The sequence below is a fragment of the Vreelandella xerophytica genome, assembly GCF_968048975.1.
Genome location: NZ_OZ309106.1, coordinates 3,456,579 through 3,470,013, shown reverse-complemented (window position 1 = coordinate 3,470,013; position 13,435 = coordinate 3,456,579). Strand labels below are relative to the sequence as shown.

Here is a 13,435-nt window from a genome sequence, read left to right as displayed (position 1 = left end):
CACACCCGGTTTAAAGCCTGGGGTCGGCTTGAAAAGTGAGTTCTTCGGCGGTGGTCGTGATTTGATCGAATAGTGGATGCGCCGGGTTGAGCATGTAGTTGAGCTCTCGCGGCACGATCACGCTGGGTAGCGCCAGTGCCAGGCTTTGTTTTGATGCCAGCCAGCCGTCGCCCAGCTCCGCGGTTTCCGCGGGCGCAGGCGCTTCCTGCCAGTTATCGGGTAGATCTTCTATTCCAACGCGTAGAATGCTCTCGGCGGGTAGCGTCAGGCGCAGTAGTGCATAGGCCTCGAGCAGACGATAGCTCTCCAGGTGCACCATGATTTCCAGAAGCGCAAGCGATTCGGAACTTGCCACAGACACACAGGCGTTGCCGGGGCTGTTCCAACGCCCGCCGTAAAGCCGTGCGCCCTCGCCATCGAAGGCGGTGTCCTGGTACTTGCGCTTGACCAGCCTGTACGCGTGGAGCTCGCTCACGCGGTTACTCCGTGCTCCAGCCGGCCAATCAGGTTCAGCACCGTTTGATACTCGGCGGAGGTTGCAATCATCTCCACCGGCCTGCGCCCGCCTAGGCCCACATTGGGTTTGAGCAGCCAGGCGCGGGCGCTCTCGGCGTCACCTTCGAACAGATCCAGCGCCGCCTTGAAGAGTTCGGCAAAGCGGTAAAGCCGGTCGCTTTCCGCCATCTTGAAGCGCCCCGATTTGGCGCGGCGGCTCAGCGTGGCGGGCGGGATATCCACATAGCCTGCGAGGGCCTTCTGCTCGATACCCGATACCCTGGCAAGCTGAGGGTAAATCCGGTATTCCACGCCTTCATGCAATAGCTCATGCAGTTTGCGACCACGGGCGGGCAGGCCGACCTGCTGCCAGAAACTGGTGGCCAGCGCTTCAGGTGGCTGGTATTGGGTAAAGTGAATAGTCATGAGAACTTCCACTTGATATTTTGGTAATGTATCAAATGGTATATACGGTGTGGTTTCAACCGTCAAGTCAGGCGAGCTACAAAGAAACCTATTCAGGAATTGCTCTACCAGGAACCCGTTGCTATTCGAAAAACGGCGGCTGTTCCCGAGTCAGTTTGAGGAGGATGAGGTACTGGGGTGGTTGCCAAATTGAGTTACCCACACCTGGTTCAGGCTCTGGAATCGACGCACGGCGGACTCACGTCAGATGACGAACAATCCGGGCCGGGTTGCCGACGGCCAGTACGTTGGCGGGGATGTCCCGGGTCACCACGGCGCCGGCGCCGATGACGCTGTTCTCGCCGATGGTGACGCCGGCGAGCACGATCACGCCGCCGCCCAGCCAGACATTGTCGTGAATGACGATAGGGGCGCCGGCCTCGAGCTTGTTCCGGCGCGATGGCGCATCGAGCGGGTGGGTCGGCGTCAAAAGCTGTACGTTGGGGCCGATCTGTACGTCCCGGCCGATGGTGATGGGCGCCACGTCCAGCGCCATCAGGCCGAAATTGGCAAAGGATCCTTCGCCGAAGCTGATGTAGCAGCCGTAGTCGACATACAGCGGCGGACGAATGTGGGCGGTGTCGCCAAACCGTTTGAAAAGGTCTTTCAGGATGGCGTTGGCGGCTTTTACGTCGCGTTCGTAACGTCGGGCGAATTCCGCCATGGCGCGTTTGGCAACGTCCGAGTCCCGGGCCAGCTCCGGGTCATCGGCGGTGTAGAGCTCGCCGGCGAGCATTCTCTGCTTCTGCGAGCGGTACTCGGTCTGGTCCTCGCACATGACGCTCTCCCGTCCATGCTTCGGCGCTTTTATACGGCCGTGCTCAAGTGTCCGTCACCGGCGCCTGGTGGCCGCGGCGGCGTCTGAGAAACTGGGTAATCAAGCCGTAGCGCGGCCCGCCCAGAAAGGCGAGTATCAAAAATACGCCGGTCATCACCGCCATCATGCCGCCAATCGAGACGTTGAGGTACACGGCGAGATAGTAGCCGGAAACGCTGGAGGCAATCGAGATCAGCGCGCCGATGATGAACATCATCCACAGGCGGTCGGTGAGCAGGTACGCCGCGGAGGCGGGCACGATGGCGAAGGCGATGAACAGTACCGCGCCGACCGCATCGAACGCCGCCACGGCGGTGGAGCTTGTCAGCATCAACAGCCCATAAAACAGCATCGTCGGCATGAAGCCGAAGGTCTTGGCCAGGGCCGGGTCGAAGGTGGAAAGCTTCAGCTCCTTGTAGAAAAGGCCGATGAAGGCGTAGTTGAGCAGCGCCATCACGCTCATCGACACCAGCGCTTGAGGAACGGGCAGCCCGAACAGGTCAAGGGTGTCCAGCCAGACGAAACCGATCTCGCCCAGCAGCACGGTGTGGGTGTCGATGTGCACGTCGTGGGCGTAGATATTGAGCAGCAGTACGCCAATGGAGAACAGCGCCGGAAAGACCAGCCCGATGGCGGCGTCCTGCTTCACCCGCTTGGTATTGGCCAGCGCCTCGGTGAGCAGGACGGTCAAGAGCCCGGTCAGGGCGGCGCCGATGAGCTGGACCGGTCCGCTTTGCTGTTTGGTCAGCAGCCAGACAATCACGATACCCAGGACAATCGAGTGGCTGATGGCGTCAGACAGCATGCTGTTGCCGCGAAGCACCAGAAAGGTACCCACCGCCGACGACGCGATACCCACCATGGCGCCGACCAGAATGATGGGCAAAGCAGTGTTATTGAGTAATTCCGCTAGCATGAGGTCATTTCCTGAAACGCTGCGACCACCTTTCTGGCCTCCCGATGCCCCGATTCAGTCAGTGCCCAGGAAGAGCTGCCTGCTTTGCCCGAAGGCCGGGTCAGAAGCCCTTGCTGTCTCAACCGGCGTAGCGCCAGGCGCCCCTCCAGCGTTGAAAAGGCGCGCGGGTGAACGCTGGGGTGCTTATACAAGGCGTAAAGCAGTTGCTGTCGGCGCAGGTCTCTTTTCTGCCGATAGTGCTTGAGCGTGCCCCACAAAAGGCCGCGGCCGGGCGCCAGTGCCAGCGAGAAAAGGACAATGATGGTGGCGGTCAGAACGATCAGCGGGCCGGTGGCCAGGCCACGGGAGAAGGTGCTGATGGTCGCCCCCGACACCCCGCTGACCATGCCCACGCCCGCGGCAATGATCAACATGCCGCCCAGGTGGCGGCTCCACTGTCGCGCGGCGGCAGCCGGCGCCACGATCATCGCCGCCATCAGTACCACCCCCACCATCTGCAGGCCGACCACCACGGCCAGGGCCACCATGGCGGTCAGCGTCGCCTCGATCGCGGTGGTGGGCATGCCAAGGGTACGCGCATACTCGGTATCGAAGGCGACGAGTTTGGCCTGCTTCCAGAAGGCGGCGAGTAGGGTAAGTGTGACCAGCGTAATCGTGCCCATGACCCAAAGATCCGAACGCAGCGTCGCGGCCGCCTGCCCGAAGAGAAAGGCTTCAAGGCCGCCCTGGGAGGCATTGCTGGTCCCCTGGATATAGGTCAGCAGCACGATGCCGATGGCAAAGAACACGCTCAGGCAGACCCCGAGGGCGGCATCGGTTTTCAAGCGGCTTTTACGGGTCAACAACAGCATCGTCAGCGCGGCCAGCGACCCGGTGAGCAGCGAGCCGATAATGATGCCGCCGATATCCCGGCTGCCGGTGATGATGAAGCTCAGACACACCCCGGGCAGGGCGGCGTGCGAAATGGCATCGCCCAGCAGGCTCTGTCGGCGCAGTACCGCAAAGCAGCCCAGAGGGCCGCTGATCAGCCCCAGCAGCGAAGCGCCGATCACTACGTTCTGGAAGGTGTAATCAGACAGCAGATCAAGCCACGGCATGGGTCATTTCACCTTCGGGGCGGCGAACATCAGCGATTCGCTGTCGTTCAACAGAGCGATCTGGCCCCCGTAGGCCTGGCGCAGATGCTCGATCTTGAAGACGTCCTCGGCGTTGCCGCTGGCAATCACACGGACGTTAAGCAGCAACAGCCAGTCGAAGTAGGTACGCACCGTCTGCAAGTCGTGGTGCACGACGATCAGCGTCTTGCCCGCATCGCGCAGGCGGCGCAGGATATCGATGATCGCACGCTCCGTGGTGGCGTCGACGCCGGCCATGGGCTCATCGAGAAAGTAGACGTCGGCCTGCTGCACCAGGGCGCGTGCCAGAAAGACCCGCTGCTGCTGGCCGCCGGAAAGCTGGCTGATCTGGCGGTCGGCAAGCTCGCTCATGCCGACCATCTCCAGCGCTTCCAGCGACTGCTGGCGCTCCTTGCGCCCAGGGCGTTTGAACCAGCCAAGACGCCCGTAAAGGCCCATGGTGACGACATCCAGCGCAGTGGTGGGAAAGTCCCAGTCGACGCTTGAGCGCTGAGGTACGTAGCCCACGCGCTTGCGCTGGGAGGCGTAAGGCCGCCCGTGAACCAGCACCTCGCCGGAAAGCGAGGGCACAAGCCCCAGCAGGCTTTTGATCAGCGTGCTCTTGCCGGCGCCGTTGGGGCCCACGATGCCGGCCATCACGCCAGCCGGTATCTCCAGGTCGATATCCCAGAGCACGGGCTGGTTGTGGTAGCTGACCGTCAGGTTCTTGAGGCTCAGGGCCGTGTCAGTGCTGCCGGGGGATGCCATAGCGTTGATGCCTTTCTGGGGGCCTAGCGAGCGAGTTCCCACTCGTTTGCCCAATCGTCGAGTGCCGCAGGGAAGGGGGAAAGCGAGCCGCCCAGCGCTTCGACAATGTGTTGGGTATTGCGGTAGATCATGCCCATATAGGTGCCGTCCACGGTGCCTTCATCGCCCATGGCATCCGAATAGAGCTCACCGCCGACGACGACATCGTGGCCGCGCTGTCTGGCGGCATCGATAACCGCCTGAATGGTGCGCGGGTTGATGGTGCTTTCAACGAATACCGCGGGCACGCTGCGTTCTACCACACTATTGGCCATGCTGCGGATATCGGCAATGCCCGTTTCGGTTTCGGTGCTGATCCCCTGGATGCCTTCGACGTCGATGTCGTAGGCGCGGCCAAAATAGCCGAACGCATCGTGGGCGCTCACCAGCACGCGCTGCTCTTCGGGAATGCTGGCAATACTCTCCTTGACCCATTCATGCAGCGCCGAGAGCTGCGTCTGGTAGCGCTCGGTATTGGCGGCAATCGTCTCGGCGCAGTCGGGACGTGCCTCGCTGAATGCCTCGCTCAGTGTGGGTAAGGTTTGCGCCCACAGCGAGACATCCATCCACAGGTGCGGGTCGATGCCGTAAGCCCCCTGAGCGGAAATCAGCGAGTCGGACTCAATCGATGACGAGGCGACGGCCAGCGTCGGCGTACGTCGGGAAAAATTCTCCAGCACCGAACCCAGTTGGCCTTCCAGTGAATAACCCGAGTAGAGAATCTGCTCGGCGCCGCGCAGCATGGCTACATCGCTGGCGCTTGCCTGGTAGAGGTGCGGGTCGACCCCCGGTCCCATCATGGCCTCGACGCGCACGCACTCGCCACCCACCTCCCGGGCAACATCGGCGAGCATGCCGATGGTGGCGACCACGTCAAGAGGCGCTTCGTCGGCAGCGGCGAAGGGGCTGAGCGACAAAAGCCCCAGAAGGGCTGCATATTTCGTTGCCATGGCAATACCCCAAGCGGTGGGTTGACTAACATAAGCATTGCACTACGCAATTTATTTTGTATCGGGCAATAAGTATAGCCTTTGCTAAGTTTCTTGTCAGGAGCGATTGCTGTCAAGGAGCAAACACGAAATACAGATGCGAAGGGCAAGCAGGAAGGCCTGGCAAGAAAGGTAGACAAGAAAGGTAGATAAAAAAGATAGGCAAGAAAGACAGGCAAACGAACACGCGAAAAAGCCCGGCCCCAGCAGGGCCGGGCAGAAACCTCAGCCGCGGTGGCCGGTAAGCCGACGCGCCTGTAGCGGGCGCACGATACACGTATCCACCACCAGCATGGCGATCAATGCCGCCCCCGTTAGCGGAAACAGCACACCGCCCACCATCAAGATGGCAATGATGCCGCGAAACGCACGTTTGTCGGCCGGCAAGGGCGGCACACCCACCCCGCCTTTCGGGCGCCGTTTCCACCACATCACCCCGGCGGAAACACTCAGTGCAATAATGGCGATGCACACTGCCAGAAAGAGCAGCTGGTTCGCCAGGCCGAACTCCTGGCCCATGTGCACGTTGATACCGAACTCCAGCCAGCGGCCAAGCGGCCCGTAGTCGGCGTAGCTCATGTCGAGTAGCGGCTCGCCGCTGTACTGATCCAGGTGCACCACGCGCTGCTGACTCACATCATTCGGATAAATCGAGCCCGTATACACTCCGGTGGGGCTTCCCGGCAGGCTGACCGCGTAGCCCGGGTGAAGGCCCATAGTCTCGAAGGTCGCCACGGCCTCATTCAGGCCAATGTCCGCTGCCTGGCCTGGCGCCTGCACCGATTCAGGGACTTGTGCCTGCTCCAGCGACCAGCTCGTGGGCGCTTCGTCGTTTACGCGCGCCTCGGACATGGGGACTTCCACCCGTACCCCGGCGGGGTAGCCGAAGTTGTTGCCGTTGGCCCACTGATTGACCTGGCCGCCCCACACCCCGGACCAGGGCATGCCGGTGATCGCCAGAAACAGGATGAAGCCACCCACGAAGAGCCCGGTCACCGCATGCAGATCGCGCCAGAACACGCGCTGTTTCGGCTGGCCGCGAACGCTGACCACGCCGCCTCGCGCCTTGCGCCTTGGCCACCAAAGATAAATGCCGGTGAGCACCAGCAAGATCGCGAAGCCACCGGTGATCTCGATGAGCTTTCGCGGCGTGGCGCCGAAGAACTTGAAGCTATGCAGAGTGCGCACCGTCCACATGACAGTACCGCGGTCGTCCAGCGCGCCGAGTACGCTGGCGGAGTAGGGATTCACAAACACCGCCAGGCGCTCGTTTTGTGGGGTGCGCACGGTGATCTCCACCGAGCTTTCCGGGGTGGCCGGAGCGGTGTATTTCAGCGCCGTGCCCGGATGCGCCTCAAGGGCGGCGCTGACCAGCGCCGAGGGTGGTTGAACGGTTTCCTGCACCGCCACGCGTTTCACATCCGCATGAACGATGGCATCGATCTCCTTATGAAAGAGATAAAGCGCCCCGGTGATCGACAGCGTAATCAGAAACGGCAGGACAAGGAGCCCCGCGTAGAAGTGCCAGCGCCAGACGGCGAGGTATATATCGAACGGCTTTTTCGCCGTCGATGGGGTAGTGGCGTGAGATGACATCACGGCTCCTGAAGCGCCCGTCAATCGAGCGCTGGGTTGTAGCGACCAATGCCTGACGCCCCAACGAGGTCAGGCTTCAATGAAAAAGCGGTGTCGCTACGCAGCCGGCGGGGCACGGGGAGGGGCGTGACGGTAGTTGTCCAGTGAGGCGAACCCCAACTGCGGCATTTGCGGCAAGGGGGCGTGATGGATGAATGCCTGCCGGGCGATGGCGGGCAAAAGCGCGTGGGCGGAGGGAAACTGCTGCCAGAGCGAGCAGTAACCGCACTCGTGGAACCAGGTGAAGATCGGCTCGGAGGGCGTTACCGGGCCGGCGTATTGCCTTGAGTGTTCGTGATGGGAGACGCTATCACCATGGTGATGCTCATGATGACCATCCTGGTGGTGATGGTGTCCGGCTTGAAGCTGTGAGATCAGCGGGCCGACCAACAGCAGCAGCATGGCCACCAGCGCCGCGTGAAGCGCGCTGCGATACCAACGACTTGTAGCAAAGCGCTGAAGCGGCACGTAAGACGACCCTGATAGATGAAATAAGGGCAAGCGCCCCGACAGGATAAAGAGCTGGGCAGCTTGAATGGCGGCTCGCATTGGCCAGAAAGAAGATAGTATCGCAGAAAAGATAGGGTTCAAGGCAGCGCCGCTGCGGTCTTTTGTCCTGGCGTCAGCCTAACGCCTGAATGCGCATTTTTGGTGCTTTGTTAATTTTCGCGTTTGTTTATGGTGCATTGGCCGGTGTTTTACCCGCGCCCGGGAAACACTGACTACCCTTGCAGGCTGTTTTTCACCATTTTGGCGCATTAATTGCATTCGCAGTAAGTGTATTGATGTGTGAAGAGATCATTTAACCGGAAGAAGCGACAGCCCCTATGCTCCACTGCGATAGTGCACCACCGGTCGCGGGTTCCGGCCACCGCTTTGACGACCAGCGCCGCTGGGCGGCCTCACTGGGCCTGCGTTTTGCCCGGCGCGAAGACGTAACGAGGCTGACCCAGGCGCGCCATCAAGGGCCGCTTCGCGTTCAGCGCCCGTTCTACCCGGAGGGCCGCGGTGAGGCATGCCATGTTTACGTGCTGCACCCGCCCGGGGGCCTGGTGAGTGGCGATGCGCTGACCATTACCGCCCATATCGAGGGCGGCGCCCATGCGCTGCTGACTACGCCCGCCGCCAACAAGCTCTACAAGGCGGATAGCCAAGGCGTGGCCTGGACCCAGCACACGTCGCTCAGCATCGAAGATGGCGGGGTGCTCGAGTGGCTGCCCCAGGAAACCATTGCCTTTGATGGTTCCCGAGGTGAGCAACGCACCCACATTGCGCTTCACGGCAGTGCTAAATGTCTGGGGTGGGAGATCATGGCGCTGGGCCGCCCGGCAAGCGCGCTGCCGTTCGTCTCCGGACGTATCGAGCAGCACTTTCGTTTGACCCAGGATGGCACGCCCTTGTGGCTCGAGCGCCAGCCGCTGGACCCGACGCATCCGCGCTTCGTCGGCCGCTGGGGGCAGGGCGGTGCCACGGTGCAGGCCACGCTTTGGGCGGTGGGGCTTGAGAATGCCGGCGATGCCATTGAGGCACTGCGCGAGGCACTGCCGGACAATCCGCGCTGGGCGGTGACGCTGCGCCAGGGCGTACTGCTGCTGCGCTACCTGGGTAATTCCCGCAATGGCGCCTGGGCGCTGTGCGAACAGGCCTGGCAACTACTTCGCCCGCGGCTTATCGAGCGCGAGGCCCACACGCCACGCATTTGGCTAACGTAATGGACGCTTGATGGAGACACCCCATGGAATTGACCCCACGAGACAAGGACAAGCTGCTGCTGTTTTCCGCCGCCCAGTTGGCCGAGCGGCGCCGCGCACGTGGTTTGAAGCTCAACTACCCGGAAGCCGTAGCGCTGATCAGCTTCGAGATCATCGAAGGCGCCCGCGACGGCCGGAGTGTGGCGGAACTGATGAGTTTTGGTCGCGAGATTTTAAGCCGTGATGACGTGATGGAAGGCGTGGCGGAGATGGTCGACGAGGTGCAGGTCGAGGCCACATTCCCGGATGGCACCAAGCTGGTCACCGTTCACACGCCCATCAACTAGCCATTAACAGGAGAGCGCCATGATTCCTGGCGAATATCAGTTAAAAGAGGGCGATATCGAGCTGTGCGCGGGCCGCGAGCGCATCACGGTGGAGGTCGCCAATACCGGCGACCGCCCCGTGCAGTTGGGTTCGCACTACCATTTCGCCGAGGCCAATCCGGCGCTTAAGTTCGACCGTGACAAGACCCGCGGTTTTCGCCTCGATGTGGCAGCCGGCACCGCGATTCGCTTCGAGCCGGGTCAGACCCGGGAAGTCACGCTGATTCCGTTCGTCGGCAAGCGGGAAATTTATGGTTTCCGCGGTGACGTGATGGGGCCGCTGGAAGGAGGTGACCAATGACGACCAACAAGATCAGCCGCCAGGCCTACGCGGACATGTACGGCCCCACCGTGGGCGACCGCGTGCGCCTGGGTGATACCGAGCTGTGGATCGAAGTCGAGCGTGACGCCACCCACTACGGTGAGGAGGTCAAATTCGGCGGCGGCAAGGTGATTCGGGATGGCCAAGGCCAGAGCCAGCGCGTCGATGAGGCGGTGATGGACACCGTGATCACCAACGCCTTGATTGTCGACTGGTGGGGCATCGTCAAGGCGGATGTCGGTCTGCAAAACGGGCGCATCGCGGCGATTGGCAAGGCCGGTAACCCGGACACCCAGCCGGACGTCGAGATCGTCATCGGCCCGGGCACCGAAGTGATCGCCGGGGAAGGCAAGATTCTCACCGCCGGCGGCATCGACGCCCATATTCACTTTATCTGCCCCCAGCAAGTGGAAGAGGCGCTGATGAGCGGCGTGACCACTATGCTGGGCGGCGGCACGGGCCCGGCCACCGGCTCCAACGCCACCACCTGCACCCCCGGCGCCTGGCACATCGGCAAGATGCTCCAGGCAGTGGACGACCTGCCCATGAACATCGGCCTGCTTGGCAAGGGCAACGCCAGCCTGCCGGAGGGCCTGGAAGCCCAGCTCGAAGCCGGGGCCATGGGCTTGAAACTTCACGAGGACTGGGGCACCACCCCCGCCTCCATCGACAACTGCCTGAGCGTGGCGGAAAAGTATGACGTGCAGATTGCCATCCACACCGATACGCTCAACGAATCGGGGTTCGTGGAGGATACGCTCGCGGCGTTCAAGGAGCGCGGCATTCACACCTACCACACCGAAGGGGCGGGCGGCGGCCACGCGCCGGATATCCTGACGGCCTGCGCCAAGGAGTACGTGCTGCCGTCCTCCACCAACCCGACGCGCCCCTACACGGTGAACACCATCGACGAGCATCTGGACATGCTGATGGTGTGTCACCACCTGGACCCGAATATCCCCGAAGACGTCGCCTTTGCCGACTCGCGCATTCGCCGCGAAACCATCGCCGCGGAAGACATTCTGCACGATTTGGGCGTGATCTCGATGATCGCCTCGGACTCCCAGGCCATGGGCCGGGTGGGCGAAGTGGTCTGTCGCACCTGGCAGACGGCGCACAAGATGAAGGTACAGCGCGGGTTGCTTCCCGAAGACGAGCAGCTTGGCGCCGACAACCTGCGCGCCAAGCGCTATATCGCCAAGTATACCATCAACCCGGCGATCACCCACGGCATCGCGCATGAAGTGGGCTCCATCGAGGTCGGCAAGCTTGCGGATCTGGTGCTCTGGAAACCGGCATTTTTCGGCGTGAAACCTTCGCTGATTTTGAAAGGCGGCATGATCGCCGCCGCCCCCATGGGCGACCCCAACGCCTCGATCCCCACGCCGCAGCCGGTGCACTACCGTCACATGTTCGGCGCCTTTGGCCGCGCGGCGAGCCAGACCCGGCTCAACTTCGTGAGCCAGGCGTCGATCGATGCGGGCATCAAGGAGCGTTTGGGGCTTCTAAGCGAGTTATCCGCGTGCAAGAACGTGCGCGGGGTGCGCAAGAAGGACATGAAACTCAACGACGCCTGCCCGGAGCTCAGTGTGGACCCGCAGACCTATGAGGTGCGCTGCGATGGCGAGCTTTTGACCTGCGAGCCCGCCACGGAGCTTCCGCTGGCCCAGCGGTATCATCTTTTTTGAAGGAGCGGTCATGCTGAAACTGATAGAACGGTTAGGCCCGGTGGAGGCGAGTACGGCCAGCGATACGCTCACGCTACCTTTCGAGCTGCGCATCCGAGGCCGCCTGAAAGCTGAAAGCGACAGCGGCCAGACGCTGGGGCTGTTTCTGGATCGCGGCCCGGTGCTGCGAAGCGGCGAAGGCCTGAAAGCCGAAAGCGGCGAGGTGATTCGCGTGTGCGCCGCCATCGAGCCGGTGGTGACCGCGCGCATCGCCCCAAACCTGCCACTGGCGCGGCTGGCTTATCATCTTGGCAACCGCCACGTGCAGCTGGCCCTCGGTGAAGACGCCCAGGGCGGCTGGGTACGCTTTCCGCCGGATCACGTGCTGGAGGAGCTGGCCACGCTTCTCGGGGCGACGCTCGAACATGGTGAGGCCACGTTCGACCCCGAACCCGGCGCCTATAACCAGGTGGGTGGGCATTCGCACGGCCACGGCCACTCCCATGATCACGGGCACGGCCACGACCATCACGATCACGCACATGAGCACTGAAGCCGAAAACGACCTGGCGCTGCTGGGGTTGATGCAGCTGGTAAGCCCCGCGCTGCCCATCGGCGCCTTCGCGTTCTCCCAAGGGCTCGAAAGCGCTTTCGAGCTTGGCTGGGTAAACGACGAGGCGAGCCTGGCCGAGTGGCTGGAAGGCGTGCTGGAAGACGGCCTGACCCGCTGCGAGCTGCCGGTGATTGCACGGTTTTATAACGCTTTCGATCAGGTAGACAGTATGGCGGTGGCCGAGTGGGACACGTGGCTGGCCGCCACTCGGGAAACCTTTGAACTGGCCGCCGAGGACAGCCGCCTGGGGGCGTCTCTCAAGCGTCTATTGGGAAGCCTTTCGCTTTTGCCCGAAGGCGAACTGCTTCCTGAGCAGGCAGGTTACGTAACGCTTTTTTCTTACACCGCCTTTACACGCAGGGTGAGTACGCGTCAGGCGATGATCGGCTTTGGCTGGGCATGGCTCGAGAACCAGCTGGCGGCGGCCTGCAAGGCGCTGCCGCTTGGCCACACCGCAGCCCAGCGGATCATCGAACGATTGCGCCCGTCGATTTCTCGCGCGGTGGATGAAGCATTGACGCTGGATGACGAAGCGCTGGGCCCGATACTTCCTGGTGTCGCGTTGGCCAGCGCCCTGCACGAAACCCAATATTCGCGGCTCTTTAGAAGCTGATTGACCGATTCAGGAGAACGACATGACACACTGTTTACGCGTAGGGGTCGGTGGCCCGGTAGGTTCCGGCAAGACCGCACTCTTGAAGCAGCTCTGCCTGGCGCTTCGCGAGCATTACGATATCGCCGTGGTGACCAACGATATCTATACCCGCGAAGATGCGGATTTCCTGCTCAAGCACGACGCGCTGCCGGCGGACCGGATTCTGGGCGTGGAGACCGGCGGCTGCCCGCACACCGCGATTCGCGAAGACGCCTCGATGAACCTGGCGGCGATCGATGATCTGCAGGCGCGCCACCCGGGCCTCGAGCTTGTGATGGTTGAGTCCGGCGGCGATAACCTGTCGGCGACCTTCAGCCCGGAGCTTTCCGATCTCACGCTCTACGTGATCGACGTCTCCGCCGGCGACAAGATCCCGCGCAAGGGCGGGCCGGGGATCACCAAATCGGATTTGCTCATCATCAACAAGATCGACATTGCCGAGCAGGTGCACGCCTCGCTCGAGGTCATGGAACGAGACTCGAAGAAGATGCGCGGCGAGCGGCCGTTCGTGTTCACCAATCTGTACGACGGGGTGGGGCTTGAAGAGATTATCCGCTTCATTCTGGACAAGGGAATGCTAGAGGAGCGCCGTGAGCAACAGGCAACGGTGTAAGCGAGCTTTTTTAAATACTTTCCAGCAATAAAATGGCCGCTCTGACCAGGCGGTTAAATGGTCAGAGCGGCCGAAGTAGTGTGGTGCATCCGTGTACAAACGGGCCGTCCTTGGCCACCACATCCCCACATTGGACCTCGCGGCCCTCATTCACCTTAACCCAGGTTATCAAGTGACTTTTATCGTCTGATTTAGTCGTTTATTACGCATAAATAGTCGTTATTAAAGAAAAAATGTCGTTTGAAGCTT

16 protein-coding genes are annotated in these 13,435 nt (G+C 61.9%); 7 read left to right on the top strand and 9 right to left on the bottom strand.

Going from position 1 to position 13,435, the window contains the following annotated elements:
* Nucleotides 1–10 precede the first annotated feature (10 nt).
* From ACWF8S_RS16250 to ACWF8S_RS16210, 9 genes are all read right to left on the bottom strand, one after another.
* The gene (locus ACWF8S_RS16250; protein WP_447554477.1) at nt 11–475 is read right to left on the bottom strand and encodes an RES family NAD+ phosphorylase; all 465 of its coding nucleotides are present in this window, start codon (nt 473–475) and stop codon (nt 11–13) included.
* Complete coding sequence (gene parS / locus ACWF8S_RS16245) at nt 472–921, bottom strand: type II RES/Xre toxin-antitoxin system antitoxin (RefSeq protein WP_447554476.1); 450 nt, start codon at nt 919–921, stop codon at nt 472–474. Before parS ends, ACWF8S_RS16250 begins: the two co-directional genes overlap by 4 nt.
* A gap of 238 nt (nt 922–1,159) precedes the next feature.
* On the bottom strand, nt 1,160–1,738 hold the full coding sequence (locus tag ACWF8S_RS16240; protein WP_447554475.1) for a sugar O-acetyltransferase: 579 nt from the start codon (nt 1,736–1,738) through the stop codon (nt 1,160–1,162).
* Between the two features lie 43 nt (nt 1,739–1,781).
* Nucleotides 1,782–2,693 carry a metal ABC transporter permease gene (locus ACWF8S_RS16235; RefSeq protein WP_447554474.1) on the bottom strand — a complete coding sequence of 304 codons (912 nt, stop codon included), beginning with the start codon at nt 2,691–2,693 and terminating at the stop codon, nt 1,782–1,784.
* Nucleotides 2,687–3,790: a metal ABC transporter permease gene (locus ACWF8S_RS16230; RefSeq protein WP_447554473.1), complete on the bottom strand. Its 1,104-nt coding sequence runs from the start codon at nt 3,788–3,790 to the stop codon at nt 2,687–2,689. Before ACWF8S_RS16230 ends, ACWF8S_RS16235 begins: the two co-directional genes overlap by 7 nt.
* A gap of 3 nt (nt 3,791–3,793) precedes the next feature.
* Nucleotides 3,794–4,576, bottom strand: a complete 783-nt coding sequence (locus tag ACWF8S_RS16225; protein WP_447554471.1) for a metal ABC transporter ATP-binding protein — start codon at nt 4,574–4,576, stop codon at nt 3,794–3,796.
* Between the two features lie 23 nt (nt 4,577–4,599).
* Nucleotides 4,600–5,565 (bottom strand): metal ABC transporter solute-binding protein, Zn/Mn family, encoded by a 966-nt coding sequence (locus ACWF8S_RS16220; protein ID WP_447554470.1) that lies wholly within the window; start codon nt 5,563–5,565, stop codon nt 4,600–4,602.
* Nucleotides 5,566–5,829: 264 nt separating this feature from the next.
* Nucleotides 5,830–7,200 carry a PepSY-associated TM helix domain-containing protein gene (locus tag ACWF8S_RS16215; protein WP_447554469.1) on the bottom strand — a complete coding sequence of 457 codons (1,371 nt, stop codon included), beginning with the start codon at nt 7,198–7,200 and terminating at the stop codon, nt 5,830–5,832.
* 96 nt (nt 7,201–7,296) lie between these two features.
* Entirely contained in the window at nt 7,297–7,707 is a 411-nt protein-coding gene (locus ACWF8S_RS16210; RefSeq protein ID WP_447554468.1) for a DUF2946 family protein, read from the bottom strand.
* A gap of 359 nt (nt 7,708–8,066) precedes the next feature.
* Between ACWF8S_RS16210 and ACWF8S_RS16205 the strand changes: the two genes are divergently transcribed.
* Genes ACWF8S_RS16205 through ureG form a run of 7 tightly spaced genes read left to right on the top strand, consistent with a single transcriptional unit; the run spans nt 8,067 to nt 13,186 of the window.
* Nucleotides 8,067–8,951: an urease accessory protein UreD gene (locus ACWF8S_RS16205; RefSeq protein WP_447554467.1), complete on the top strand. Its 885-nt coding sequence runs from the start codon at nt 8,067–8,069 to the stop codon at nt 8,949–8,951.
* A gap of 23 nt (nt 8,952–8,974) precedes the next feature.
* Nucleotides 8,975–9,277 carry an urease subunit gamma gene (locus ACWF8S_RS16200; RefSeq protein WP_447554466.1) on the top strand — a complete coding sequence of 101 codons (303 nt, stop codon included), beginning with the start codon at nt 8,975–8,977 and terminating at the stop codon, nt 9,275–9,277.
* 19 nt (nt 9,278–9,296) lie between these two features.
* Nucleotides 9,297–9,617 carry an urease subunit beta gene (locus ACWF8S_RS16195; protein WP_447554465.1) on the top strand — a complete coding sequence of 107 codons (321 nt, stop codon included), beginning with the start codon at nt 9,297–9,299 and terminating at the stop codon, nt 9,615–9,617.
* Nucleotides 9,614–11,326, top strand: a complete 1,713-nt coding sequence (gene ureC / locus ACWF8S_RS16190) for an urease subunit alpha (RefSeq protein WP_447554464.1) — start codon at nt 9,614–9,616, stop codon at nt 11,324–11,326. Before ACWF8S_RS16195 ends, ureC begins: the two co-directional genes overlap by 4 nt.
* Nucleotides 11,327–11,336: 10 nt before the next feature.
* Entirely contained in the window at nt 11,337–11,858 is a 522-nt protein-coding gene (ureE, locus tag ACWF8S_RS16185) for an urease accessory protein UreE (RefSeq protein WP_447554463.1), read from the top strand.
* Nucleotides 11,848–12,531 (top strand): urease accessory protein UreF, encoded by a 684-nt coding sequence (locus ACWF8S_RS16180; RefSeq protein WP_447554462.1) that lies wholly within the window; start codon nt 11,848–11,850, stop codon nt 12,529–12,531. Before ureE ends, ACWF8S_RS16180 begins: the two co-directional genes overlap by 11 nt.
* 22 nt (nt 12,532–12,553) lie before the next feature.
* On the top strand, nt 12,554–13,186 hold the full coding sequence (gene ureG / locus ACWF8S_RS16175; protein ID WP_447554461.1) for an urease accessory protein UreG: 633 nt from the start codon (nt 12,554–12,556) through the stop codon (nt 13,184–13,186).
* The last annotated feature ends 249 nt before the right edge of the window (nt 13,187–13,435 follow it).